The 25,190-nt window shown below is 65.9% G+C and carries 26 protein-coding genes; 12 read left to right on the top strand and 14 right to left on the bottom strand.

Annotated elements, in window-relative coordinates; all coding sequences use genetic code 11:
• Positions 1 to 8: 8 nt before the first annotated feature.
• The 3 genes from ASG92_RS00235 to ASG92_RS00245 all read right to left on the bottom strand — a co-directional run bounded on the left by ASG92_RS00235 (position 9) and on the right by ASG92_RS00245 (position 3,196).
• Entirely contained in the window at positions 9 to 890 is an 882-nt protein-coding gene (locus ASG92_RS00235; protein WP_056622755.1) for a carbohydrate ABC transporter permease, read from the bottom strand.
• Entirely contained in the window at positions 887 to 1,825 is a 939-nt protein-coding gene (locus tag ASG92_RS00240) for a sugar ABC transporter permease (protein ID WP_056622758.1), read from the bottom strand. Before ASG92_RS00240 ends, ASG92_RS00235 begins: the two co-directional genes overlap by 4 nt.
• Before the next feature lie 90 nt (positions 1,826 to 1,915).
• Positions 1,916 to 3,196: a sugar ABC transporter substrate-binding protein gene (locus ASG92_RS00245; protein WP_056622760.1), complete on the bottom strand. Its 1,281-nt coding sequence runs from the start codon at positions 3,194 to 3,196 to the stop codon at positions 1,916 to 1,918.
• Between the two features lie 133 nt (positions 3,197 to 3,329).
• On the opposite strand from ASG92_RS00245, the gene ASG92_RS00250 reads away from it, so the two are divergent.
• A complete protein-coding gene (locus tag ASG92_RS00250; protein WP_056622762.1) occupies positions 3,330 to 4,061 on the top strand; it encodes an FCD domain-containing protein in 732 nt (243 codons plus the stop codon).
• 89 nt (positions 4,062 to 4,150) lie between these two features.
• Here the strand turns inward: ASG92_RS00250 and ASG92_RS00255 are convergent, their stop codons facing one another.
• Entirely contained in the window at positions 4,151 to 5,182 is a 1,032-nt protein-coding gene (locus ASG92_RS00255) for an aldo/keto reductase (RefSeq protein WP_056622765.1), read from the bottom strand.
• 21 nt (positions 5,183 to 5,203) lie between these two features.
• The gene (locus tag ASG92_RS00260) at positions 5,204 to 6,076 is read right to left on the bottom strand and encodes an NAD(P)-dependent oxidoreductase (protein WP_056622767.1); all 873 of its coding nucleotides are present in this window, start codon (positions 6,074 to 6,076) and stop codon (positions 5,204 to 5,206) included.
• A gap of 383 nt (positions 6,077 to 6,459) precedes the next feature.
• On the opposite strand from ASG92_RS00260, the gene ASG92_RS00265 reads away from it, so the two are divergent.
• Positions 6,460 to 7,203 carry a GAF and ANTAR domain-containing protein gene (locus ASG92_RS00265; RefSeq protein WP_056622768.1) on the top strand — a complete coding sequence of 248 codons (744 nt, stop codon included), beginning with the start codon at positions 6,460 to 6,462 and terminating at the stop codon, positions 7,201 to 7,203.
• 20 nt (positions 7,204 to 7,223) lie between these two features.
• Here ASG92_RS00265 and ASG92_RS00270 read toward each other — a convergent pair whose 3' ends face one another.
• Positions 7,224 to 7,676 (bottom strand): Hsp20/alpha crystallin family protein, encoded by a 453-nt coding sequence (locus ASG92_RS00270; protein WP_056622769.1) that lies wholly within the window; start codon positions 7,674 to 7,676, stop codon positions 7,224 to 7,226.
• 337 nt (positions 7,677 to 8,013) lie between these two features.
• On the opposite strand from ASG92_RS00270, the gene ASG92_RS00275 reads away from it, so the two are divergent.
• From ASG92_RS00275 to ASG92_RS00285, 3 genes are all read left to right on the top strand, one after another.
• Positions 8,014 to 8,487: a hypothetical protein gene (locus tag ASG92_RS00275; RefSeq protein WP_056622772.1), complete on the top strand. Its 474-nt coding sequence runs from the start codon at positions 8,014 to 8,016 to the stop codon at positions 8,485 to 8,487.
• Positions 8,477 to 8,953: a hypothetical protein gene (locus tag ASG92_RS00280; RefSeq protein WP_157372000.1), complete on the top strand. Its 477-nt coding sequence runs from the start codon at positions 8,477 to 8,479 to the stop codon at positions 8,951 to 8,953. Before ASG92_RS00275 ends, ASG92_RS00280 begins: the two co-directional genes overlap by 11 nt.
• Positions 8,954 to 9,066: 113 nt before the next feature.
• Positions 9,067 to 9,633, top strand: coding sequence for a hypothetical protein (locus ASG92_RS00285; RefSeq protein ID WP_082579217.1), 567 nt, complete (start codon positions 9,067 to 9,069; stop codon positions 9,631 to 9,633).
• Positions 9,634 to 9,668: 35 nt separating this feature from the next.
• Here the strand turns inward: ASG92_RS00285 and ASG92_RS00290 are convergent, their stop codons facing one another.
• On the bottom strand, positions 9,669 to 10,283 hold the full coding sequence (locus ASG92_RS00290; protein ID WP_056622778.1) for a TetR/AcrR family transcriptional regulator: 615 nt from the start codon (positions 10,281 to 10,283) through the stop codon (positions 9,669 to 9,671).
• 143 nt (positions 10,284 to 10,426) lie between these two features.
• On the opposite strand from ASG92_RS00290, the gene ASG92_RS00295 reads away from it, so the two are divergent.
• Complete coding sequence (locus ASG92_RS00295) at positions 10,427 to 10,663, top strand: hypothetical protein (protein ID WP_056622780.1); 237 nt, start codon at positions 10,427 to 10,429, stop codon at positions 10,661 to 10,663.
• A gap of 166 nt (positions 10,664 to 10,829) precedes the next feature.
• Positions 10,830 to 11,324: an ATP-binding protein gene (locus tag ASG92_RS00300; protein WP_056622786.1), complete on the top strand. Its 495-nt coding sequence runs from the start codon at positions 10,830 to 10,832 to the stop codon at positions 11,322 to 11,324.
• A gap of 33 nt (positions 11,325 to 11,357) precedes the next feature.
• Here ASG92_RS00300 and ASG92_RS00305 read toward each other — a convergent pair whose 3' ends face one another.
• Positions 11,358 to 12,065, bottom strand: a complete 708-nt coding sequence (locus ASG92_RS00305) for a DUF4386 family protein (protein ID WP_056622787.1) — start codon at positions 12,063 to 12,065, stop codon at positions 11,358 to 11,360.
• Positions 12,066 to 12,152: 87 nt separating this feature from the next.
• Positions 12,153 to 13,208 (bottom strand): LLM class flavin-dependent oxidoreductase, encoded by a 1,056-nt coding sequence (locus tag ASG92_RS00310; protein ID WP_056623812.1) that lies wholly within the window; start codon positions 13,206 to 13,208, stop codon positions 12,153 to 12,155.
• Between the two features lie 139 nt (positions 13,209 to 13,347).
• Here ASG92_RS00310 and ASG92_RS00315 point away from each other — a divergent pair, with 139 nt between their 5' ends.
• Both ASG92_RS00315 and ASG92_RS00320 read left to right on the top strand, forming a co-directional pair.
• Positions 13,348 to 14,184, top strand: a complete 837-nt coding sequence (locus tag ASG92_RS00315) for an alpha/beta hydrolase (protein ID WP_056622789.1) — start codon at positions 13,348 to 13,350, stop codon at positions 14,182 to 14,184.
• Positions 14,185 to 14,699: 515 nt separating this feature from the next.
• The gene (locus tag ASG92_RS00320) at positions 14,700 to 15,011 is read left to right on the top strand and encodes a hypothetical protein (RefSeq protein ID WP_056622790.1); all 312 of its coding nucleotides are present in this window, start codon (positions 14,700 to 14,702) and stop codon (positions 15,009 to 15,011) included.
• A gap of 107 nt (positions 15,012 to 15,118) precedes the next feature.
• Here the strand turns inward: ASG92_RS00320 and ASG92_RS00325 are convergent, their stop codons facing one another.
• Together ASG92_RS00325 and ASG92_RS00330 are read right to left on the bottom strand one after the other, a co-directional pair.
• A complete protein-coding gene (locus ASG92_RS00325) occupies positions 15,119 to 17,200 on the bottom strand; it encodes an Ig-like domain-containing protein (protein ID WP_157372002.1) in 2,082 nt (693 codons plus the stop codon).
• Positions 17,201 to 17,815: 615 nt separating this feature from the next.
• Positions 17,816 to 18,832: a magnesium and cobalt transport protein CorA gene (locus ASG92_RS00330; RefSeq protein ID WP_056622791.1), complete on the bottom strand. Its 1,017-nt coding sequence runs from the start codon at positions 18,830 to 18,832 to the stop codon at positions 17,816 to 17,818.
• Positions 18,833 to 19,102: 270 nt separating this feature from the next.
• Between ASG92_RS00330 and ASG92_RS00335 the strand changes: the two genes are divergently transcribed.
• Together ASG92_RS00335 and ASG92_RS00340 are read left to right on the top strand one after the other, a co-directional pair.
• Positions 19,103 to 19,720 (top strand): hypothetical protein, encoded by a 618-nt coding sequence (locus ASG92_RS00335; RefSeq protein ID WP_157372004.1) that lies wholly within the window; start codon positions 19,103 to 19,105, stop codon positions 19,718 to 19,720.
• A gap of 134 nt (positions 19,721 to 19,854) precedes the next feature.
• Positions 19,855 to 21,831: a hypothetical protein gene (locus tag ASG92_RS00340; RefSeq protein WP_056622796.1), complete on the top strand. Its 1,977-nt coding sequence runs from the start codon at positions 19,855 to 19,857 to the stop codon at positions 21,829 to 21,831.
• Positions 21,832 to 21,901: 70 nt separating this feature from the next.
• Here the strand turns inward: ASG92_RS00340 and ASG92_RS00345 are convergent, their stop codons facing one another.
• Positions 21,902 to 22,300 carry a cupin domain-containing protein gene (locus tag ASG92_RS00345; RefSeq protein WP_056622801.1) on the bottom strand — a complete coding sequence of 133 codons (399 nt, stop codon included), beginning with the start codon at positions 22,298 to 22,300 and terminating at the stop codon, positions 21,902 to 21,904.
• Positions 22,301 to 22,632: 332 nt separating this feature from the next.
• Between ASG92_RS00345 and ASG92_RS00350 the strand changes: the two genes are divergently transcribed.
• Complete coding sequence (locus ASG92_RS00350; RefSeq protein ID WP_056622804.1) at positions 22,633 to 23,637, top strand: DUF6454 family protein; 1,005 nt, start codon at positions 22,633 to 22,635, stop codon at positions 23,635 to 23,637.
• A 111-nt stretch (positions 23,638 to 23,748) separates the two neighbouring features.
• Here the strand turns inward: ASG92_RS00350 and ASG92_RS00355 are convergent, their stop codons facing one another.
• Positions 23,749 to 24,480: a glutamine amidotransferase gene (locus ASG92_RS00355; RefSeq protein WP_056622807.1), complete on the bottom strand. Its 732-nt coding sequence runs from the start codon at positions 24,478 to 24,480 to the stop codon at positions 23,749 to 23,751.
• 4 nt (positions 24,481 to 24,484) lie between these two features.
• Positions 24,485 to 25,186, bottom strand: a complete 702-nt coding sequence (locus ASG92_RS00360; RefSeq protein WP_056622809.1) for a FadR/GntR family transcriptional regulator — start codon at positions 25,184 to 25,186, stop codon at positions 24,485 to 24,487.
• Positions 25,187 to 25,190: the final 4 nt, after the last annotated feature.

Raw genomic sequence — 25,190 nt, forward strand, 5'->3', positions numbered from 1 at the left:
GTGTACCCCTAGCCCTTGGTGGCGCCGGCGGTCATGCCGGACACGATGTATTTCTGCGTGAAGAGCGCAATGATCATGATCGGGATGGTCACGACGGTGGCGGCGGCCATCAGCCCGCCCCAGTCGATGCTGGCGTAGGAGACGAAGTCGAAGATGGCCACGGGCAGCGTCTTCGTCTTCGAACCCGACAGGACCAGGGCGAACATGAAGTTGTTCCACGAGAAGATGAAGGACAGGATTCCCGCGGTGGCCATGCCGGCCACGGACAGCGGCAGGGTGATGCGGCGGAACGCGCCGATCGGCGTGAGTCCGTCCACCTGCGCCGACTCCTCGAGTTCCAGCGGCAGGCCGTCGAAGTAGCTCATCATGATGTACACGATCAGCGGCAGGGCGACGAACATGTGGCTGAGGATCAGCACCTCGAAACCGCCCACCATCTTCAGGTTGGAGAAGACGTAGTACCAGGGCACCAGCAGCGAGACGCCCGGAATGACGCGGGCCATCAGGACCACCAGCGCCGAGCGGTGCATGGTGAACCGGCTCATGGCGTAGGCGGCCGGGACGCCCAGGACCAGCGACAGGGCCGTGGACACGAACGCCACCCAGAAGCTGTTGAAGATGAAGACGAAGTAGTTGTTGCGCTGCAGCACGTTGGCGTAGTTCTCGCCGGTGGGCGTGAACAGGAAGGACTTGCCGGCGTCGTAGATGTCCACGTTGGTCTTGAAGGAGGCCAGCAGCATCCAGAACAGCGGAGCGATGAGGAACAGCACCACCGCGATCAGGGCTACCACGCGGAAGGTCTTGTAGGCGCGGCTGCGCAACGGCTTCTTGCGACGTGCCACCTGCGGCCGTTGCCGCGCCGGTGCCTGGGGTTCTGTCAGGAGGGTCATTTGCTTACCGCTTTCTTGCGCATGGTCAGCAGCCACATGGAGCCAATGATGATCATGAAGAACAGGATCAGCACGGCGGAGGACAGCCCGTACTGGTTGTAGTCGAAGCTCAGGCCGTAGGCGTAGACGTTCAGGGTCTCCACCTCGTGGAAGGAGCCGCCGCCCTTGCCCTTGGTGGCGTAGAGGATGTCGAAGGTCTTCAGGGCGTCGATGCCGCGGAGCAGGATGGCCACGATCACCGTGGGCATCATCAGCGGCAGGGTGACGTAGAAGAAGCGCTGGACCGCGCTGGCGCCGTCCATGCGCGCGGCTTCGTCGGGCTCATCGGAGAGCGAGGTGAGGCCGGCCAGGAGGATGAGGACCACCATGGGGGTCCACTGCCAGACGTCCATGAAGATGGTGGTGGGAAGGGCGGAATCCTGCCCGGAGAGCCACGGCTGCGGCGGAATGCCCACGAGGCCCAGCAGCTGGTTGGCGAAGCCGATGTTCGGGTCGAAGATCAGGCGCCACATCATGCCCACGGCCACGGGGGTGGCCACGAGCGGCAGCAGAATGGCCACGCGGACCCATTTTTCGCCGCGGAACGGGCGCCACAGAAGCAGTGCGATGCCCATGCCGAGAATGATTTCGCAGCCGAGCGCCACGAGGGTGAAGGACAGCGTGCGGCCCACGGCCGGCCAGAAGCGCTCGGTATCGGTGAGGACCGTGAGGTAGTTCTCGAGGCCCACGAAGTCCGACGCCGCGCGCACCGACCCCTGGGAGTCGGTCAGGCTCAGGTACAGGGTCCACGCGAGCGGAAAGATGATGAGGACGCCCACGAAGATCATGGCGGGCGCTGCGAACAGCCACTTCCGGTGGCGGTTGGCCCAGGCGGAGAAATTCTCCTGGGCGCTAGCCGTTCGTCCGGAGGTCCGGGCAGGGGTCAGTACAGACATGGTTCACCTAAGAAGTTGGGGGTGAAAATCTTCAGCGGACGACGGCGGGACAACAGCCTGGCGGGTGTCCCGCCGTCGTGCTTTAGTTACTTACTTTTCGTCGTCCAGGAACTTCTGGAACGCGGTGTTGGCCGTGTCAGCTGCTGCTGATGCGTCGGCTCCGGTGATGGAGGAGACGATCGGGCCGCCGACGATTTCGCGGGCCTTGCCCACGGTGAGGACCTGCGGGCGGTCGTGGCCCACGCCGTTTTCAGCGCTCACCGCGATGGCGGCGGCGAGGTCCTTCGGGTAGGTGGAGGTTCCGGCGGGGTCGGACCAGACCGAGGCGCGTGGCCCGGGTACGCCGGCCTTCTGCGCTTCCAGGGTGCGCTCCTTGCTGGTGGCCCACTTGATGAACTTCCAGGCGTTGTCCTGGTTGGCCGAGGCCTGGTTGACCCCGAGGCCCCAGGACGGGATGTTGTACGGCTTGGAACCGGCGGGACCGGCCGGCAGCGGCGCGAAGCCCACCGTCTCGGTCACCTTGGACTTGGCCGGATCCGTGGCGTTCTTGTAGAGGGAATCCGCCTCGGTGTAGAAGGCGGCCTTGCCCTGGGTGAAGATTGCCATCGCCTCGGGCCAGCTCATGTCCGTGCTGACGTTCTTGGGGCCGTAGTTCTTGATGAGGCCGCCGTAGAAGGCGTAGGCCTTCTTGGCTTCGGCGCTGCCGACGGCGGACTTGCCGCTTTCGTCGGTGAAGTCGCCGCCGAAGCTGTACAGGAAGCTCGAGAACTGGGTGACGGCCGCAGACTTGCCGGTGCGGGCAACGAACCCCGCGGTGTCCGCAGAGGAAAGCTTCTTGGCTGCGGCCTCGAGCTCCTCCATGGTCTTGGGAACTTCGATGCCCGCGGCCTTCAGCAGGTCCTTGCGGTAGTAGAGCACTTCACGTTCGGTGATGATGGGAACGCCCGTCACCTTGTCCTCAAAGGTGGTGGCCTTGACGGGACCGTCCTGGTAATCCTTCCAGTTCCAGTCGGCGTCTTCTGCCACTTTGCTGGTGAGGTCGGCGAGGTAGCCGTTGCGGGCAAACGCCTTGCCCTCCTGCAGCGGGCGGTACATCATGACGTCGATTTCGTCGCTGCCCGCGTTGAGCTTGACGTTGTACTGGTCAGAGAGCTGGTCTTCGCCGAGCTGGGTGAGCTCCACCTTCAGTCCGGTGGACTTTTCGAACTCCGGAATCGCTGCCTTGATGCCCTCGGTCCAGACGTGGTTGGCAAGGGTGACCCGGACGGTGTCCGAACCCTTGGACTCGCTGCTTCCGCCTCCGCAGGCGGTCAGACCCAGCGAGAGGGCCGCGGCGACGGCCGCATACTTCACTACTGAACGTCGCTTCATTACGACTCCCTAAAATCATGGCCGGATCATCCCGGCCGCCCGCAAACGCATCTTTGCATCTGCTCCGGAAGCGATCATAGGTAAATAAAGCAGACTTAAACAACCCCTTGCGCCCCACCCGTATGATTTATTTATGAAATCTCCAAAGGCGGAGCACCCTGCGAACCTGCACGCATCACTTTTGCACCGGCTCGGCCTGGCAATAGCCGACGGCACGCTGGCACCGAACAGCATCCTCAGGCTCGACGAACTGGAAGCCCAGCACAGCGTTTCCCGGTCCGTGGTTCGGGAGGCCGCCCGGGTGCTCTGCTCTATGGGGATGCTCGAGTCCCGGAGGCGCCTCGGAACGGTGGTCCAGGAAGAGGACTGCTGGAATCTCTACGATCCGCAGGTGATCCGCTGGCGTCTGGCTTCGTCCGGGCGCCTTGACCAGCTGCGGGCACTGAATGAACTGCGCGGCGCGATCGAGCCGCAGGCCGCCCGGCTCGCGGCCCACCGGATTTCACTGGACGCCGGGAGCGATCTGGTGTCCCAGGCGGCGCGGCTGTGGGCAGCGGGCCAGGCAGGAAACCATGAGCAGTTCCTGCTCCTGGACATCGACTTCCACGCCGCCGTGCTCAAGGCCTCCGGCAACCCGATGTTCTCGCAACTGCACAACCTGGTCACGGAAGTCCTCACCGGCCGCACCGAACACGGCCTGATGCCGCACCTTCCGCACCACGAGGCACTCCAGCTGCATGTGGACGTGGCCAGCGCCATCCAGCGGGGCGAAGCCGAAGCGGCCCACGCCGCGATGAGCCGGATCGTGGAGCAGTCCACGGAGGAAATGGGCGACATCTGGTCCCGGAACTACGAGGACAGCTAAGCGCGAACGGACACTTAAGCCCCCGGCGGCCGCCCCTGAGGGGCGGCAAGAAGGGTCGCAAGTGTCCGTTCGCGCCGGGTGGCGGTTAGCTAGCGGCCGCCGGCGATCTTCCTGCCTCGCTGCTCCTGCGCCATCGGCCCGTACGGATAAACCCCGACGCGCGGCTGGCTGGCTTCAGTGAGCCGCTTGGTCTCGTCCGGGGTCAGTTCGAGGTCCGCCGCGGCCAGGTTATCCGCCAGCTGGTCCGTGGTCCGGGCCCCCAGGATGACCGACGTCACGGCCGGTCGGTCGGCGAGCCACGCCAGCGCAACCTGGGAGGCTGTCACGCCGTGGTCCGCGGCGATTTTCTCGACGGCGCCGATCACCTGCCAGGTGCGTTCGTCGTCGTTCCTGGCCTGCCAGGCCTCCATGCCCCGCGTGGGGTTTTCGCCCAGTCGGGTGGCGCCGGCCGGCGGCTGGTCCCGCTTGTACTTGCCGGACAGCCAGCCGCCCCCAAGCGGCGACCACGGCAGCAGTCCGATGCCCGCGTCCAGCGACGCGGGCACGATCTCCGACTCGATCTCGCGCACCAGCAGGCTGTACTGCGGCTGAAGGGTCACTGGCGGGCTCCAACCGTGCTCCTTCGCCAGGTGGACGGCCTTGGTCAGCTGCCAGCCCAGGAAGTTCGAGAAACCGTAGTACGCGATCTTTCCGCTGCTGACCGCGTCGTTTAGGAAGCGCAGTGTCTCCTCCAGTGGGGTGACAGGATCCCACGCGTGCATCTGGTAAAGGTCCACCTGCTCCACGCCGAGCCTCCACAGCGAATCGTCCAGGGACTTGGTGAGGTGGCGGCGGGAGGTGCCCAGATCGTTGGGGCCCTTCCCCATCGGGAAGCGGCCCTTGGTGGCCAGGACCACCTGCTCCTTGGCTTCCGGCCGCTTCGCGAGCCAGCTGCCGATGATTTCCTCCGAGACACCCGCGCTGTACACATCGGCCGTATCGATGAAGTTGCCGCCCGCCGCCACGTAGTCATCCAGGATGGCGTGGGAGGTTTCCTCGGTGGCCTCGGCGCCGAAAGTCATGGTGCCCAGCGCGTAGTTGGACACGACGGCGCCGCTGTTGCCCATGGTGCGGTATTGCATGGTTCTCCTCAGTCGTTGGGGTCAGTCTTCGGTGGGGGTGGTGCGGTTCGAGTGGTAGGTCCGCCAGCTGTGCTCGGGAGCGAATCCGAGGAGCCGCTTGGCCTTGTCGATGGAGAGCAGGGTCTCGTGCTCCCCCAGTTCCTTGGTCACCCTGACGTTGGGGAATACCTCCGCGGCCAGGCTGGCGCTGGAACGGCTCATCACGGTGTCCTCATTCGCGATGATGAAGGCCTCAAATCCGGGCTTGCCGTTTTCCAGGGCACGGACCACCGCCTGGGCGCCGTCGCGTCCGTCAATGTAGCCCCACAGGTTCCATTTGCGCAGGGTCGCGTCAGCATCGAAGGACGGGAAGTCCTCGTAGTCCCCGGCATCCATGACGTTGGAGAACCGCAGGCCGGTGATGCTGAGCTCGGGGTCCCACCGCGTCATCTCGATCGCCATCTGTTCCTCCAGGTGCTTCACGAGGGAGTACGTGCTTTCCGGCCGCGCCGGATATTCCTCGTCCACCGGGATGTAGGGAGGGTCGACGTCGAACGGAAGTCCCAGCACCGTCTCACTGGAGGCGTACACGACCTTCTTGATGCCGGCCCTGCGGGCCGCCTGGAACACGTTGTACGTGGAGAGCATGTTGTTCTCGAACGTGGCGGCGTCAGGTACGAGGCCCGGGGCCGGAATGGCGCCCAGGTGGACGATGGCGTCGAAGCCCTGATGCCTGTCGTCCAGGCCCAAAATGACATCCAGGACCTGGCCGTAGTTGCGCAGGTCCACGACCGCCAGCCGAGCGCTCCTCTCCCCGGCCCGGTCCAGGTTGAGGACGGCGTGGCCGTCCCCAACAAGCCTGCGGACCACATGGCGTCCAAGCTTTCCGCTCCCGCCGGTTACGGCAATCCTCATGGTGGTCTCCTCTGGTTGGTTTGGCAGCCCGCCTGGGTCCAGCGGGCCGTAGGCGCGCACCGGCCGGCTGCGCCCGTCAACGTCCTTGTCCAGCCTAGGGGCGGCGGCCCGGCTGCACAGCCCTTTTGGCAGGCCCTCTCAGTCCTAGGAAAACCGGATCCACCACCCGGGCTCTTCGGGCCGCGCCAGCCATGTTCAATGTCCGGACTTGCCGTCATAATGCCCCCCGAACTGATGTATATAATTTCCCGGTACGGTTTAGCAGAAGGCCGTTGGATAGTTGTTCGATCCGGCTTTTTGCTGCCGCTACCTGTCCCGGTTCCGGGCGATCTGCGCGGCGTCCGCCGGCTCGTCTTGACCTGAGCGAAACGGTACCGGGAATCGTGGCCAGCGAGTCGACCGCAAAATCTGAAACGTCCATTACAGAGCACCTGAACGAAACGGTGCTTGCCAGCGCTGATGTGGAGGAATTCCTCCACGAGCTTGCCCGGGTTTCTGCCCGCAGCCTGTCCGAACCAGGCGACGAAGTCCCCTGTGGAATCACGCTGCTGCGGCACCGGAAGGCCGCCACAGTTGCCAGCAGCAGCCCCGAGGCCCAGGCCATGGACGAGATCCAGTACGACTTCGGTGACGGCCCCTGCATGACGGCATCGCGGGAGCAGGTGACCGTCCACATCACGGACCTTGAAGAAAACGAACGCTGGCCCCAATATTCGGGCAAGGTCCTCGGCCACGGCGTCCGGTCAATCCTGGCCATTCCTTTCCGGCTCGAAGGCGATACGCGGGCGGCCCTGAATCTCTACTCGCACAGGCCGGGCCGGTTCGAGGGGCGGGTCCAGGAACTGGCCCAGGATTTTGTCAGCCAGACTTCGATGGCGCTGCGTCTTGCGGTCCGTTTCGCCCACTACAGTGACGCCGCGGCGAACCTGAAGGCCACCCTGGAAACACGAACGGTGATCGACGTCGCCGTGGGCGTCATCATGGCGCAGAACAGGTGCAGCCAGAAGGAAGCATTCGAGCTGCTGAAGGCAGCATCCAGCACCCGCAACACCAAGCTGCACAGCGTGGCGGCCGCAATCGTAGCCTCGCTGGGCCAGGGACCCGCTAAGACCCACTACGAGGGGTGAACACCCGCTGAGCGGGTTGCCTACTGACCGGGCGCCTGCTGACCGGCTGCTCCAGGGAACTCCGATCCGCGGGAGACGTGGATCTTCCTTGATCCGGCGGCGGATTCCTCAGGCAGGGGGACGCGGACTTCGAGGATACCGTCCGTGTACGAAGCACGGATGTCGTCCTGGTTTACGGGAGCGGGAAGGCTCACCGTCCGGGCAAAGGTGCCATAACGGAACTCGGAGCGGTAGCCCTCTTTGTCCTTGTGCTCGGATCGTTCTTCGCGCCGCACCGAGATTTGCAGCTGGTTACCCGCCAGCGTGATGTCGACGTCCCTGTCCGGATCGATGCCCGGGACCTCGGCCTTGACCACGAGGAACCCGGCCTCACGGTATTCCTCCACGCGGAGCCAGATGTCCAGATCCCCTTCCAGGAAGCGCCGGAAAGGCTCCGGAAAATCGACGCCCGCGCGGCGAAGAATGTTGGTCATCGCTGATACCTCCTGCTTGCTTCCGGCCCTTTCTGGCCGATGCGCCCGGGGCCGAGGATGGGTTCCAACACCACCAAAACTACGCTCCCGCCACCACGTTGTTAAGGTCGCGAAACAACCGTTCGCGCGTCGGTTCCTATGAATTTCCCTATGAAAACCGCGGAAGATTCTGGTGGAAACCCTGCTCACGGGGGCTGCGGCGCCCTATCCGTCACACCAGCCCCCCATTACCCACCTTCCTCACCGGATCGAGGGGATCGCCGACCAAGGTTTTCACAGGATACGTACAGGATATTGGCGGAATCCAGTCAATCGAGCCGTCTAAGAAGGAGCCCCGATGAAGAAGCTGTTACTCCTTGGCATTCCATTGGTCACACTCGCAGGGCTCAACGCCTGGAGCCAGGCGGTGGCGGAACCGGCCCATATCCGCGGCCCGGGCGTGGTGGTGCGGGACGGCACGGGCCCTGACCTGGCGGCGGACGTGCGTGAGGCGGACGCGCGGGCGGCGGAGATCCCCGCCGCCGCTCCGGCGACGAGCCTCGCGAAGACCACGGCGAAGAACCGCGCGAAGGACCCGGCGGCCACTCGTGCGCCGGCCTCCGGCGCCGTTCGAGAACCCGCGCCAGTGTCACCGGCGCCCTTGGGCGCAACCGGATCCCTGGACAGGATCACGGTGTTGGTGCCGGCCATTCCTGCAACGATCAGCACTCACGATGCCTCGGATGACGACGGCGGTTCGAGAGGCCGCGGGCGGGGCGGGAAGTCCGAAGGCAGCCGCAGCGGTCACCAGGGCGGTCGCGATGACAGCTAGATTCCAGGGCCCGCAGGAACCTGAATTGCAGGCAGGCACGCCGGCCCTTCGAACACTCGCGCTCGACGGATTCGACGTTCACGGATTCGACGCTGAGGCCTTCAAGAGCCCCGCTGCATTTTTCGCTTCGCTGGGCGTCACCGAGCGGACGGTGATGCGCCACCAGGTGGTCGAGCTCATCCTCGACATCCTCGGGGCCACCGATGCGGAGTCCGAGGTACGGCTGCGTCTGCTGCGCCATCTTGCCGCCCACCCGGGGTGCCCCGAACAGGCACTCCTGTGCCACCTGCGGGAGAACGCCCGGCTGCCGCTGCCAACGGCGCCCGGTTTCGTCCCGTCAGAGGCCCCCGACGCCCGGAGCACGGATCCGTTCGGGGGCCGGAGCCCGGGCGGCCAGGCCCAGGAATGCGCCGGTTCGCGAACGGACCTTTTCCGGCCTCCGATTGACGGCTCCCTACCCGATTGAAGACCCGATCGAAGATAAGTAGGCTTATGATCTTTGGGTTGACGTTGCATGACGGCGGTACCGGCACCTGACATCGGTGGCCGTTCGCCACCCGGTGAAGGATTGGAGGAACCTTGGAGTTACTAGCCAGCAAGGCGGGGCGGCCGCGCGGAATCGGCACCACCGTTGTGGCCGCATGCCTCGCCGCTGCGCTGGCCGGCTGCGCGCCCTCAGCCCCGGATCTGGAGTCCAGGACAGGCAAGGAGCTGCAGGCACAGGTGCTTGCTGTCAGCGCGGCGGCGGCCGCGCAGGACCCCGCCACAGGACTGCGATCCCTCGATGAGCTCGTCGGACACCTGACCGCCGCTGCGGCCAACGGCGAGGTGTCCTTCAAGCGCCACCAAAGCATCATGAAAGCGGTGGAAGCGGTACGCGCCGACCTCCTGGCCGCCCAGGCGGCAAAGGCTGCGGCAGCCAAAGCCGAGGCAGCACGGGCCGCCGCAGCGAAGGCGTCGGCGGAGGCGGCAGCGAAAGCCGCCGCTGAGACCGCGGCCGCACAATCCGCCGTCGTCAGTCAGGCGCCTGCCAGGGCGTCCGGGCCCGCGGCGAGCAGGCCGCCCGCCGGCGAAAGCCGGGACAAGGCGCCCGCCGGCGAAAGCCGGGACAAGGGTTCCAATAAGGGGAAAGGCGGCGGCGGGTAGGACGTTTAGCGGCCGCGCAGGCCCGGCCGGCGGCCCTAGTTCCGGTGGTGGTCGATCAGCCAGCCGGCCATCTGCTGGGCCCGCTTCGACGCCAGGAAGTCACCTTCCGTGGCCGAGATGATCGAGCCCTTCATCAGGATGTGCCAGGACCGGGCAAAGTCGTCGGTGCGCTGGAGGCCGGCCTCTTCGGCGAGAGCCTGGATGTGTCCGCGGATCCTGGCGAGGTAGCCGATGCTGGCTTCCCCGAGCGGATGCTCGGGCCCCATTTCAAGGAGGACGTTGATGAAGGTGCAGGCCTCGAAATCGTCGCGCTGGAACCAGTCTCCGAACACGTCGAAAACGGCCAGCAGCCGCTCGACGGGCGTGTTTCCGCGGCGCCTGGCTTCCGAAATGATGAGGTCGACCGTCCACACCTGGTCGCGGAGCGCCAGGAAGGCAAGAACCAGCGCATCCTTGGACGGAAAGTGGCGGTAGAACGTCGATTTGGCCACGCCTGAACGATCTATCAGCTCATTGATCCCGACGTCGCGGACACCGCGGCGGGAGAACAGCTCGTAGGCAGTGGAAAGTATCCGGTCCACTGGTTCGCTATGACCGGTACGCACCTCATGAGGCAGTAAGGCGTCCCCGGTCGAATCAGGTGCACTCATCAAGGAAATACTCTACCTTGGGACTGGCAGAGACAGACTTGTCTGTCCTATTCTTTCTATCAACAACATGACGCACGCATCGGGATAAGCAGCCCCCGGCGTCGCTGGCGTTACTGCAATGGAGCAGAGATGGGAGTGCACCGATGGACGATGACGACATCCGCGCGGTGGAGGAAGCCGTGGCGACCCTGGAATCCGCCAGCGCAGAGCACGAGCCTGCAGCCATAAGCCTGCAAACCGCGGTGGCGGCAGCCGTGACCCACGGCAAGCCGATCCGCGACGTGGCCGCAGCGGCGCACATGACGGCGCTCGAGGTCCTGGACGCGGCCGACGCCGTCATGTACCCGCGCCAAGCGCTTCAGCCTTCGTCTCCGGCCTAGTAATCCGCAGTTCCCGGCGGGGCTCACGCGCGGGAAACTTGATCGGATCCTGAGGGAAAGCCGCGGTAAGCCTGATCCGCCCGCGCCACTCTTAAATGCATCAGCCCGTGGAGGGGCGATCCTTCCAGGGAAAGCATGCAAGAGCAGCCAGGAAGCGGGAAGCGCCATGACCACGGCAGCAACTCTCGAAGCGGTCACCGACGTCAGTGGCGTCATCACGGATCCGCAGCCCGTGGACTTCCACCGGCTGGGGCTTGCCGGGTGCATTGACAGGCTGACCGTGCCGTTGCGCCGGCAGGGAATGTGCGTTCACTGGGAGACGCCGCACCACGGCCTGGAGATCTCGGCCAGCTGCGCCTCGCTGCTGTACCGGACCGCGCAGGAGGCCCTGACCAACACATACAAGCACGCGCATGCCACCGACGTGACGGTCCGTCTCTCCGCCGTCTTCCACGGGATCCGCCTGACCGTCGCCGACAACGGCACCGGGTTCACCGGCCAGGCGGCGGAGCGGTCCGCCCATGTGCCTGCCCGCATTGGAGGCCAGGGGGCCGGGCTCAGCACCATGTCCGCTGCGGTTCAGGAAGCCGGCGGAACAGTGGCCATCGACTCTGTTCCCGGCACGGGCACCGCCGTCATCGTCACCATTCCCCTGGACTGAACTTCCAGCAGGCCGTGGCCGGGCCCCGTCTGGCTAGAACCTGCGCCAGGAGCTTCCGAGCAGCCAGATGGTCCAGAGCAGGATGAGCACAATGCCCGCGAGAGTGGGCACCGTGTTGCTGCTCGAAAATCCCTCCGTCCCGATCACCCAGCCCTGCACGAGATACGCCACCCCGGACAGGCCCATGAGGTAGCCGACCGGACGCGGTATCCCCCGCGCGGTCCCCGCCGCGATGCCGAACAGGACCAGGGCGGCGCCCAGCACGAAACTCTGGTAGCTCCGCACGCCCCACTCAAGCCAGCGCATGTCCTCCGCCGCGGCGAAGCGAATGGCCTTCTCGGCACCCTCGGCGGCTGCCCACGCATCCACGGAATGTTTGAGGGCTACTCCGTCCACTGCCTGCAGGCAACCGTAGAGTGCAAGGGCGGCCGCCGCCGCCAACTTGCCGAGCGGGGCGGCCCACGCCGTCCGGCCGGGCACGCCGGCGAGCGCCGACCCCAGCACATACAAGCCCGCGATGAGGATGGCCATGCCTGCGAACTGGCCGAGATGCACGCCAATCCAGAGTTCACTGCCCGCGTACTGGGTGAAGGAGGCCACGTGGTCATTCGCATTGGCCCCCTCCGGATGAAGGATGCCAGCCACAAGGGAAACCACGACGCCGGCAAACAGCAGGATTGCCGGCAGCCGGTACGGCGCCCGGTCCAACGTTCGCGGATCACCCTGCTGATTCTGTTTCATGGACGTCGCCCCGCTCGCAGGAACCGTACGTTGCCAGTAGGTTACGCCCGTTGGACGCAACAAACCATTGGCCGGGCGGCGCCGGGACTACCCGCGCCGTGCTTCCGGCCTGCCCAGCGCCGGTTCCCACCCGAGGGCCGGGGCGACGTACCGGGCGATGTTCCCCAGCAGTTTGGCGTTGTACTCCACGCCCAGCTGGTTGGGGACGGTGACCAGGACGGTGTCTGCGGCCTGCACTGCGGCGTCGTTGGCGAGGTCTGCCGCGACGACGTCGGGCTCGCCGATGTAGCTCTTGCCGAAGCGGGCCAGGGCGCCGTCAAGGGCTCCCACCTGGTCCCGGCTCTCGCGCAGGGCGCTAAGCCCGAAGTACTGCCGGTCCTCGTCGTCGGCCAGGGGCAGGACGCTCCGGCTGACCGATACCCTCGGTTCGTGGCCGTGGCCGGCTGCCTTCCAGGCATCCCGGTACATCGCGATCTGCTCGGCCTGMAGYTGGTCGAACGGCACACCCGTRTCCTCGGTSAGCAGTGTTGAGCTCATCAGGTTCATGCCCTGCCCGGCCGCCCAGACGGCGGTGCCTCGGGTTCCGGCGCCCCACCAGATCCGCTGCTCCAGCCCCTCGGAGCGGGGCTGGACCGGCAGCAGGCCAGTGGCTCCGCCGGCGTACCGGGGATCCGCTTCCACGACGCCCGCCCCCGCCACAGCCCGGCGGAATTCCTCGGCGTGCCGGCGCGCCATGTCCGCATCCGTCTCGCCCTCGCGCGGCACGTGGCCGAAAGCGGCCGCGCCGTTCCTGGCGGGTTCGGGTGAGCCGCGGCTGATTCCGAGCTGTAGCCTGCCGCCGCTGATGAGGTCGGTTGCGGCGGCTTCCTCGGCCATGTACAGCGGGTTCTCGTAGCGCATGTCCACTACCGCGGTGCCTATCTCAATCCGGCTGGTGCGGGCGGCGATGGCCGCGAGCAACGGGAACGGGGAGGCCTGCTGCCGTGCGAAGTGGTGCACCCGGAAAAAGGCACCATCCAGGCCGATTTCCTCGGCGGCCACGGCCAGGTCGATGCCCTGCAGCAGTGCGTCGCGCGCCGTCCTGGTGTGCGAGCCCCGCACAGGGCCCCAGTGGCCGAAGGACAGGAAGCCAATACGTTTCATGCCGTCCACAACGCTCATTCGGCCGCCGCCATTCCGCAGGCAGATTGTCCGCCGGCCGGTCCGCCCGGCGGACAATCCCGATAGGTTGGTACCACCACCAGAGGACGACCGTTCTCACGAGACCGGAGGAACTGCTGACATGGCGTACATCACCGTAGGACAGGAAAACAGCACCGACATCGAGCTCTACTACGAAGACCACGGGACCGGCCAGGCGGCTGTCCTCATCCACGGCTATCCCCTGGACGGTTCCTCCTGGGAGAAGCAGACGGCCGCCCTGCTGGAGGCCGGCTACCGCGTCATCACGTACGACCGGCGCGGTTTCGGGAAATCCAGCAAGCCGACCACCGGATACGACTACGACACCTTCGCCGCCGACCTCAATACGCTCCTCAACACCCTTGACCTGAACGACGTCGTGCTCGTCGGGTTCTCCATGGGGACCGGAGAAGTTGCCAGGTACCTCTCCTCCTTCGGGTCGGCCCGCGTGGCCAAGGCCGCGTTCCTTGCGTCCCTGGAGCCGTACCTCCTACAGACAGGCGACAACCCCACGGGCGTGCCCCAGTCGGTGTTCGACGGCCTCAACGACGCGGTCACAGCCGACCGCTATGCCTTCTTCACCGAGTTCTTCAAGAACTTCTACAACAGCGACGCCTTCCTGGGAACGCCCCGCCTCAGCGAGGAAGCCGTGCAGGCCAGCTGGAACCTTGCGGCAGGCGCCGGAGCCTTCGCCTCGGTGGCCGCCCAGCCGACCTGGATCACCGACTTCCGCGCCGACATCCCCAAAATCGACGTCCCTTCGCTGATCGTCCACGGCACGGCGGACAACATCCTGCCGATCGACGCCACCGGCCGGGAATTCAGCAAGGCCCTTCCGGACGCGGACTACGTGGAGATCGACGGCGCCCCGCACGGCCTGCTCTGGACGCACGCCGCCGAGGTCAACGAGGCCCTGCTCGGCTTCCTCCGGAAGTAGCCCGGCAGGCCGAAGGACGGCCGACGGCGGTTCCTGCCGCCGTCGGCCGCCCTTCGCCGTGTCGAAGCGGCTTATACAACCAAAATCGGTGGAAAAAAGCGTTCACAACCGGATCCGAGGCGTAAAATAGTGAGATACCGGATCCAAGGACATGCCTCGAAAACGAATCCGGCACCAGGTCTCCCGCACATCACGGGAGCCCTTCTTTAATACGGGCGGAAGTGGCTGACTAAGCCTGCCAAACGCAACGTGATCGGCCAGGGCTGCCCCGAATATACACAATCGCGGGAGCAAAAATGACTATCAATCCGCCAACACGGCCCCGTCGTTCCCTAGCGGCCAGGGTCGCGTTGGTCTCCACAGTTTCACTGGGGCTGCTTGCCGGCCCAATCGCCATGGCTTCTCCGGCCTCGGCTGCTACCGCGAATTCCACGCGGGACAACTGTAGCGTCACGGCATTCAGGCCGCACGCTGACAGGGACAACGGTTGGAAGAGGGACGGCAAGTCCGTCCGCGTGAATTTCGCGTTCAAGATCCACTGCGACAAGGGCACTCGCGTTTGGTTCAACCAAAAGATGTTCCAGGAAAAGGGACGGTGGGACGTCAAGCGCATCGGACACGTCGAAGACTCGGTATGGGTCCGCGGCACCAAGTTCATCGTCAACGACGAGAAGGTGTCCGCCCACCGCGGTGACAATGTTGTCAAGGTGTTCCATACGGTCAGGATCCAGTTCAAGGACAATAACGGATCCAAGTGGTCATCCTGGTCGTCCGATTTTGACAAGAGCCCCGTCGCTCGCATCCGTGTCGATAACGGGCGCTGGTAAAGGCCGTTCGGCGCCCTGACTCAACAGAACGCCAAACATCCCAAACAGAGGCCGACGGCGGCGCGAAAGTGCCGCCGTCGGCCCATGTTTGCGAAGGGCTCGCTGTGTCAGAGGGAGCCGGTCGTGAAGGTCCAGCTGTAGGACGCCAGGCTGTTCCCGGCGAGGTCGCGGATGGCCGCCGTGCCGCCGGTGACGGTCACGGTGTAGCTCGTCCTTGCGGCCAGCGTCGCGGAGGGGTTGAGGATCCACTGGTTGGTGGTGCCGTAGCGTGAAACGGTGGCTGCCATCTTCGCGCCGGTGGCCGTGGCCTTTAGCGTTATGGTGCCCGTGCCCGCGCCCTGGACCGCCTCGCTGAACGTCACCGCGACGTTGTTCGCACGCCGCACCAGTGAGGCACCCGGCCGCGGCGTCATGGCCGTGATGACCGGGGCCGGGCCGGTGGTGAACGTCCAGCTCGTGGTGGCCAGCGGGGTGCCCGCGGCGTCGCGGACGGCTGCCGCTCCGCCGGTCAGGGTGGCGGTGTACTTGGTGTCGTTGGCGAGGTTGGACGCCGGATCGAGCGTGGCCGTCCGGGTGGTGGCGTTGTAGCTGACGGCAGCGGGGACCACCGCGCCGCCGGGGCCCTTCAGTACGAAAGTGCCGGTGCCCACGCCCTGGACCGCACTGCTGAACGTGGCGGTGACGTTGCTTCCGGCGGCCACGCCGGTGGCGTTGGCGCCGGGCGCCCGGGCAGTCACCGTGGGGGCCACGGCCGTGGTGAAGCTCCAGCCCGTGGTGACCAGCGGCGTACCCGCGGTGTCACGGATGGCTGCTGTCCCGCCCGTCAGCGCCGCCGTGTACTTCTGGGATGCGGCCAGGAGCGATGAAGGATTCAGCGTCGCGGTCCGCGTTGCGGCGTCGTACGTGACGGCGGCCGGTACCGTGGTTCCGGCCGGGTCCTTCAGGACGAACGTGGTGCCGCTGACGCCCTGGACGTTCCGGCTGAACGTGGCGGTCACGTTGCCTGCCACTGCCGCACCGGTGGCATTGCCGGCCGGGCTGGTTCCCGTCACCACCGGAGCGGTGAGGACGCCCGCGGACGGATCAGAAAACAGCAGCCGGTTCGGGGTCCCGGCGCCGGACGCCGTGACCGCACCGGACGTGGAAGCGGTGACCAGCTTGGACGCCACGGCAGCGGGCGTGAGCTCTGGCGACGTCGACAGCACTGCGGCAGCGGCGCCGGCCACATGCGGAGACGCCATGGACGTTCCGCTCATGGAGGCAGTCGCCGTCGGCGAAGCGGAACTTGCGGACGTGATGCCCACGCCCGGGGCGTACAGGTCAACGCAGCTTCCGAAGTTGGAAAACGACGCCTGCCTGTCCGAGGAGTCGCTCGCCGCCACGGTCAGGGCGTCCGGTACACGGGCCGGGGAACTGTTGCAGGCGTCGGCGGCGGCGTTTCCGGCGGCGACGACTACGGTGACGCCGTCGTTGATGAGGCCCTGCACGGCCGCGTCCACCGTTGCACTGGCAACGCTGCCGAGGCTCAGGTTGGCGACGGCCGGCGTCCCGGCCTGGTGCTGCGAGGCCACCCACTCCAGGCCTGCAACCACGTCCGAGTTGAATCCGGAGCCGTTGCAGTCCAGGACGCGTACAGGGACAATGGTGGCCGCTTTGGCCACCCCGTAGGTCTTGCCGGCGATGGTGCCGGCGACGTGTGTGCCGTGGCCGTTGCAGTCGCCCGTTCCCAGGCCGTCCGCCACGGCAGTCCATCCTGCGGCAACGCGGCCGCCGAATTCCGTGTGCGCAGCCAGCACGCCGGAGTCGATCACGTACGCGCTCACCCCGGCGCCCGACGAGGCCGACGTGAAGGAGCCGGACAGCGGCAGCGCGCGCTGGTCAATGCGGTCCAGTCCCCACGGTGCGGGCTGCTGGGTCTCGGAGGCAGTCACCGGCGCATCGATCTCGACGGCGGCCACCTGCGCCGAGCGCTTCAGTTCCGCTGCCTGGGCCGGCGTTGCCGTCACCACGGCCCCGCGCAGCTCCTTCGAGAAGGTGCGTCCGACGGCGATTTTCCGGGAACGCAGGTTGCGCACCTCGGACGGAACATCAGTGCCGGCGGCGTACCGCACCAGGTACCGGGCCGTTGCGCCGGCGGGCGCTTGTGCCTCGGAGTCCGTGGCCGCCGGCGAGGCGACGCCGGCCGCCACTCCCGCGGAGGTGACGGCGAGGGCGGTCAGCAGCAGCGAGGCCAGGGCGGGACGGAGAGCAGACAGAGTACGAATTTTGGGGTTCCTTCGGGCGTGAGGACCGGGACGCGGAAGCCGGAATCTGGCTAAATCCAGTGTATTTTCCGCCGTCCCGGACGGACCCCATGCTGTCCATAAGCTTCGGTGAACCTTCGGATCCTGGGGAAAAACCGGTGTAATCCTGCGCTGGGCAGGCTCATTCACGTCAGATCCCCGCCGAGGTGCTTGGCGCAGGATCGTCGCCGCTCGCCGCCACCCCCGTCATTGCTGCAGCCCCCACCAAACCAAGCCTGAGTATTTCCCTGCGAGACGCCATTGTCTTCTCCAGATTTTCGGTCATGTGGATAAAAAGGCAGGCCTGTGACCGAGGGGCCACAGGCCTGCCTTTCCCCTGAAGCGCAGACGCCGAGGGGTCACCCGGATGCCTTTGAAACGCATGCCCGGACCCGGATATCTGCACTATTGCCGCAATGAGGAAGGAGCAGACCCATCTTCAGCCGGACGGCTTCAAAAAACCTTGGAGCACGTGCCATTTCGGCCCGCTGCCCACCCAAATTGGGCGTTGACGGCGGAGTGCTAGATCCAGTTGTTGTGCTTGAAGGTGGCGTACAGGATCAGTCCCATGCCCACCATGAGCCCCAGGGCCATGGGATAGCCGAAGATCCAGTCCAGTTCGGGCATGGTGTGGAAGTTCATGCCGTAGATCGTGCCGATGAGCGTGGGGGCGAAAAGGATGGCTGCCCAAGATGAGATCCTTTTGACCTGCTCGCTCTGGGCGAAGCTGGATTCAGTGAGGCGGCGCATTTCATCGTTCTGGCGCTGGGCAACGAGCGCCGCATTAACCGCGAGCGCATTCTGGAGCAGGGCCCGGAACGACGCGATCCGGTCATTCAGCCGCAGGACGTGGTCCAGGACATCCCTGAGGTGGTCCTGCAACTCCGGGTCGGGATGGTGGTCAGCCGTTCCCGCCATGAGCGACTGCAAGATACCGGCCAAGGGCCCCGTGGCCCGCTGCACGGTGATGACCTGGCGGGACAGCTCGTAAATCCGGCGGGACACCTCCGGATCTGCGCCGAAGAGACCGTCCTCGATTTCATCAATGTCGTTCTCCAGGCCGGCTGCCACGGGTTCATATTCGTCCACCACCTGGTCGAGGATGGCGTAGAGCACGGCATCGGGACCGAGGGCGAGGAACTCCGGCTGGGACTCCATGCGCTGGCGGACCTTGGCCAGGTTCGGTGACTCTGCGTGGCGGACGGTGACCACGAAGTCGGGCCCGATGAAGATGTGGATCTCGCCGAACTCCACCTTTTCCACATCGTCGAGATACCGGGCGGGGCGCAGCACCATGAAGAGGGTGTCGCCGTAGTGCTCGAGTTTCGCCCGCTGATGTCCGGTCAGGGCGTCCTCGACTGCCAGCGGGCTCAGATCAAACTCGTCAGCGACCGAACGCAGCTCCGGCGCATCCGGCCGGTAGAGCCCGATCCATGCCATCCCGTGGCGCTGCCGCAGCAGGAAATACGTTTCCTCCAGGCCCTCCGGATCCGCCGTCCGGCGGCCCGCCACATACACTGCATTGTCGACGATGGTCATGGCAGCGACTCCTTCGTTGAATCGGGCCTCCTGGCTGTGACGTTAGCCGTTCCCTGCCACCGTGCCAACACCTGCGCCACGCGTTTCCCCGGAGGGCGCAGCACTGTCTGAGAAGAACCCTGCACGTTGACAGAACGCTAATTTCACGCCCCGCGGCATATGGAATGTGTTAAGACCGTCACGGAAACGGCCCTGCCGGTGGTGTCATGGAACGGTGGGACCCCGCGGCCACGGCGGTCGCGATCGAATCCATCGAGGGAGCACACCGAAATGAATGCCATGTCCCGGCTGCAGCCGGATCCCTCGGATGGCCCGCCCCCTGCCGGCGGGGACTACGTCACTGTCGACGACACCGGGGATTTTGGATATCACCGGTCTGAACAGGAGCTGCTCGCGGCATTTGAATATGTCGGCGAGGCCCGGAGCATCATCGACCGGAGGGGCAATGACTATCTTCTGGTGATGGATCCGAACCGCCGCCTGGTCCTCGGACCCGCACTCGGTCCGGTGGAATTCCACTGGCTTGGACAAGCGTGGCAGGCCGCCCAGAACGTGCACGTCGAGCGGCACCGGATTCGGCGCTTCCACCCCGGCACCCGCGAGCAGCTGCTGCGGGACCTTTTCGAAACCCTCGTCCTTGAACGTGTCCCGGATCCCGGGGCCGGATCATGGTCCCTGGACGTCGGGGGCGTCACAACGCGCCTGCAGAGCCTGCAGGAGGTCGACCACCGGCTCTCCCGTCAGAGCCGGCTGGAGCAGGCCCGCGTGCGGGACCCCTTCGGGCGCACCTACCGGCCGGTCCTGCACCGCAGGCACTGGTACATGCCGGCGGCGGCAGGGCTGATGGTCTATGTTGAAACCCCGCCGCACGGCGATGCACCCGGATAGCCTCAGGGCCCGGGCAAGACGCCACCGCTCCGTTAAGGATCCGTCAGGATTGGGGAGGCTCCGGGAGCACGGCGAACGGCCGCTGTTATCGTCGGCAATGGACGCGGTGCCGCGCATCGCGCGGAGAGGCAGGGATGACCACGTTGAGCAGGCCTCCGGCTGATCCCTCCGCCCCACGGCCCGGGGCCAGGGAGAGATTCCGGAGCTGGCTGTTATTCGGCCTTCAGGATGCCAAGGGCACCCATCAGGGCCCCGGCGCTGTAGGCGACGCGCACCTCAAAAAGCATTCGTGGTGGCAGGTAATGTGCCTGACAGGTGTCGACTATTTCTCGACCCTCGGCTATCAGCCTGCGATCGCCGCCCTCGCCGCCGGGGTGATCTCCCCGCTGGCTACCCTGGTGCTGGTGGCCGTCACGCTGTTCGGCGCCTTGCCCGTCTACCGCCGGGTTGCCGGCGAAAGCCACCGTGGCGAGGGATCCATTGCCATGCTTGAGCGGCTGCTGCCGCGCTGGGGCGGCAAGCTCCTTGTCCTGGTCCTTCTGGGGTTCGCCGCGACGGACTTCATGATCACCATGACATTGTCGGCCGCCGACGCCACCGCGCACGCGATCCAGAACCCCTTTGCGCCCGGCTGGCTGCAGGGGCAAAACATTGCCGTCACGCTGTTCCTGCTTGCCCTGCTCGGAGCGGTGTTCCTGCGGGGATTCAGGGAGGCCATCGGCGTCGCCGTGGCTCTCGTGGTCCTCTATCTGGGACTGAACGTGATCGTCGTCGCCGTCACGGTCTTCGAGTCAGCAGCCCACCCGACGGCTGTCGGGGACTGGTGGCAGGCCCTGACCACCTCGCACGGAAGCCCCTTCATGGTGGTAGGCATTGCGCTGCTGGTCTTTCCCAAACTCGCCCTGGGCCTGTCCGGCTTTGAAACGGGCGTCGCCGTGATGCCGCAGATCCAGGGCCGGCCCGGTGACACCGACGAGCACCCGGCAGGCAGGATCGAGGGAACGCGGAAGCTGCTGACCACGGCCGCCGTCATCATGAGTTCGTTCCTGGTGACCACCAGCCTCACCACCGTGATCCTGATCCCGGCGCACGAATTCGAGCCCGGCGGCCAGGCGAACGGCCGCGCCCTGGCGTTCCTGGCCCACGAATACCTGGGAAATGGCTTCGGCACCGTCTACGACATCAGCACCATCGCCATCCTCTGGTTCGCCGGCGCCTCCGCGATGGCGGGGCTGCTGAACCTCGTCCCGCGGTACCTGCCCCGGTACGGCATGGCCCCCGAATGGGCCAGGGCTGTCCGCCCGCTGGTCCTGGTGTTCACCGTGATCGGGTTCCTGGTCACCTATCTTTTCGACGCCGACGTCGATGCCCAGGGCGGCGCCTACGCCACCGGCGTCCTGGTGCTGATGACCTCCGCCGCGGTTGCCGTGACGCTGTCAGCCCGACGCCAGCAGCAACACCGCCGGACCCTCGGCTTCGGGGTCATCGCAGTGGTTTTCATCTACACGACAGTTGCCAATGTCTTCGAACGCCCCGAAGGCCTCCGGATCGCGTCGTTCTTCATCCTGGGCATCATCGGGATCTCCCTGCTCTCCCGCGTGCTCCGTTCCTTCGAGCTGCACGCCACCCACGTCCACCTTGACCGGCAGGCGCTGGAGTTCATGTCCTCGAACCTGGAGGGACCCATTTCCATCATTGCCCACGAACCGCTTCGCCTCAGCGCGCAGGCCTACCGGGACAAACTGACGTCGGCCATTGAGGTCAGCCATCTCCCCGTGGACTACCAGGCGCTGTTCCTGGAAGTGATCGTGGACGACTCCTCCGACTTTGAAACGGCCTTGGAGGTCAGCGGCGTGACCCGGCACGGCTACCAGATCCTGGAAGTGCACGGACCCGTGGTCCCCAACACCATCGCCTCCGTGCTGCTGCACATCCGGGACGTCACGGGGCTGATGCCGCACATCTACTTCCGCTGGACGGAGGGGAACCCCGTGAAGAACCTGCTGCGCTTCCTGTTCCTGGGCGAGGGCGAGATCGCACCGGTCACCCGGGAGGTGCTGCGCGAAGCAGAGCCCGACGTCACCAGGCGGCCCTGGGTGCACGTGGGCTGACCCGAGCACGTGCGCTGACGCGAGTCAGGTCTTGGTGTGCTCAGGTCTTGGCGTCGTCAGGTCGTCGCGGTCAGATCTTGGCGTGCTGACCGCGGCTGGCCGGCCTGCCGAACGACGCCGCCCCCAGGAATTCCACGGCCACGAACGGCTCCGAACCCACTACCCATTCGTTGTGGCCTGGCGGGATGGCGTAGGTGTCGTTGGCGTGGATCGACGAGCGGACGCCTTCCGGCGTTTCGACCTCCATCACCCCGGACACGCAGAAGCCGAGGTGGTTGTGCTGGCAGAACTGTGTTTTTTCGGTGGGTTTGGAGCACTCGGACCAGCGCCAGCCGGGGGCAAGGATGAGCCGCGCAACGGAGTAGTCGTTCACGCTGACAAGATCAAATTCGGCCTTGTCCGGGCAACGCTTCTTGTCGGGGACATCGAAGGACTTAACTGCAAGGGCGGTAACGAAGTTAGCGGTCATGGGACGGGTACCTGGGGCTAGGGTGAGACCTGGAATCAAGACATGAGGGCCTGGCGTGAACCAGCTTGAGGAGTTGCGAACTGCCGACCGCGGCCTGTGTGTGCGAACAATCTGCAATTGTGCCGCCGCCCCCTCAGCGCACGTGCGTACAACAGATCCATGTTGACGTAGTTCAACGTTAGCCCTCCCCCGGCCGAAGTCAATGGGCAAATGAGGGTCCCGACGCCTCCCGGAGCAGGCACCTGCCAAACCACGTTAAGCCGCCCGTTGCTCCCGGTTCATGACCAGCCCGTAGCGTCACACCGGTCCGCACCAACGAGAGGGCCATCCCCATGAAAACACTCCGCACCCGCAGCATGGCCAAAGCCGTCATCGCGGCGGCCATCGCAGCGACAGCCATCGGCGGCGCCGCAGTCGCGCAGGCATCCCAAGACACCGGAAACGGTGACCACCGCACGGCGGACACCGCCGTCGCAGACGCCTTCACCGCCGTCGACCGCAATACGGCCTGGCAGCTGACCGGCAGGCTGAAGCTGGACTTCCCCACCTTCCACACCGAAGGCATCGCCTTCACGGAGGACCACATCTTCCTGTCCTCAGTGGAAATCATCGAGCCCACGGTGAAGTTTCCGAGCCCACAGGGCGGCTACGACCGCACGGCCGGCAAGGGGAAGGGCCACCTGTTCGTCATGGACAAGGCGGGCAAGCTCCAGAAGGACATCGTCCTGGCCGAAGGCGACATGTACCACCCGGGTGGCATCGAGTTCGACGGCACCAACGTCTGGGTCCCCGTGGCGCAGTACCGGCCCGACAGCAGCTCCATCGTCTACCGGGTGGACGCGAAGTCCCTGGACGTGCAGAAGCAGTTCGAAGTCAAGGACCACTTCGGCGGCATCGTCATGGACAAGCAGACCGGCCACCTCATCGGCAACACCTGGGGTTCGCGGCGTTTCGCCGAATGGGGCCTGAATGGCAAGGAGCTGAGCACCTGGCAGAACCCGGACCACTTCATCGATTACCAGGACTGCCAGTACGCGGCGAATTCCAAGATGCTCTGCGCCGGCGTGGCCAGCCTTCCACAGATGCCGGCCGCGGGCGGGCCTTCCGCGAAGTACGACCTGGGCGGCATCGCCCTGATTGACAGCCGGACGCACGCCACGCTGCACAGCGTTCCGTTCCAGCAGTGGACCGCTGACGGTCGCGTGGCGACGCGCAATCCGTTCAAGATGACCGCCGACGGCAACCACCTGACCATGCGCGTCGCACCGGACAACGGCGGCGAAGGCACGGACACCGAGATCCTCACCTATGAGGCGACCGTGACGCCCGCCCGCTAACCACCGGCAGCGCGAACGAACACTTGAGCCCCCTTTTTCCCAAGGGGACCGGCCCAAACGGAAGCGGACGACGGCGGGGACGCACCCGCCGTCGTCCGTTTCCGTTCGGGACTACTTGCCGTAGACCTTCACGAAGTTCCGCAGGATTTTCATCGGTTCCGTCGCGGTGAACGTCCGGGCTGCCGCCATCAGTTCTTCTGCGGATTCGGGCGGAAAGTAGCCGGCGTGGCGGTAGATGTCGATCCTGGTCACCAGTCCTTCCGCGTCGAGTTCAGGATGGAACTGGGTGGCATACATGTTCTTCTTGATCCGGAACATGTGCACCGGACACGCCGCAGAGCTTGCGAGCAGCACGGCGTTCGGGGGCAGCACCGTGCAGCCTTCCTTGTGGCCCGTGAATGCGGTGAACTCCGCGGGCATGCCCGCCAGCAGCGGATCCTCCAGGCCTTCCGGGCTCAGGTTGATGGTCACGCCGCCCAGCTGCTCCCCGTAGGTCCGGTCGATGACCGCGCCCTGGTGCAGTCCCAGCGTGCCGACGCCGTAGCAGGCACCCAGGAACGGGAAGTCCGCCGCTACAATCCGGTCCAGCAGCTCGGACAATTCGCGCTCCACGCGGTGCTGGGTTTCGGTCTTCTTTTCGGCGGGATCGCTGGACGTGTACGGGCTGCCGCCCACGATCACCCCGGAGTAGTCGTCCAGCTCCAGATCCGGCAGCGGGGCCTTTTCCATCCGGATCCGCCTCAGCTGGCTCGGGTCCAGCCCGCCATAGCGCAGGTAGGCCTCGTACTCTTCTTCCGCGGCGGTGTCCTCGGCCCGCGACGCGAGCAACAGAAACGGCTTCACGCGCTTACTTCAGCAGGGCGACGTCGGAGACAAGGGTGATGTGGTCCAGCATGGCCGCCGCCGCGGCGACGGGATCCTGCGCCTTGATGGCGTCCGCAATCTTGCGGTGCGAGGCCAGCGACTGCTCCGGCCGGCCGGGCTGGCCGAGTGACTCGAGGCGGGTTTCCAGGATCATCCCGGCAATGAAGGACATGAGCTGGGCCAGCACTGCGGAGTGCGCCGCTGCGGTGACGGCCTGATGGAACAGTTCGTCACCGTGCGCCCCCTTGGCGCCCGACGCCACTTCCTCGGCCATCGCGTCCAGCGCCTTGTCGATGGCTTTCATGTCTGCCTCGGTCCGCCTGCCGGCCGCCAGCTCCGCAAGCTTGACCTCCAGCGTGCTTCGGGCCTCAACAATCTCAGGGAGCCGGCTGCTGTGCTCGCGCAGGCCCTTGATCACGGACGGAACATTGGGCCGGTAGACCAGCACCGCTCCGGTCCCGTGCTGGACATCAATGACGCCGAGGACCTCCAGGGCAACCAGTGCCTGGGCAAGGGTGGCCCGCGAGACGCCCAGCCGTTCGGCCAGGTCCCGCTCAGCTGGCAGGGTGTCACCCGGGCCCAGCTGCGCGGACTCGATGAAGTCCATGAGCTGCTCCACCAGCTGCTCATAGAGCCGCGGCCGCGAGACGCGGGAGATCTGTTGCGTTGCTGTCTTCTTGGGCATGCAA

Source organism: Arthrobacter sp. Soil736 (genome assembly GCF_001428005.1).
In the GTDB taxonomy this organism is placed as follows: Bacteria; Actinomycetota; Actinomycetes; order Actinomycetales; family Micrococcaceae; genus Arthrobacter.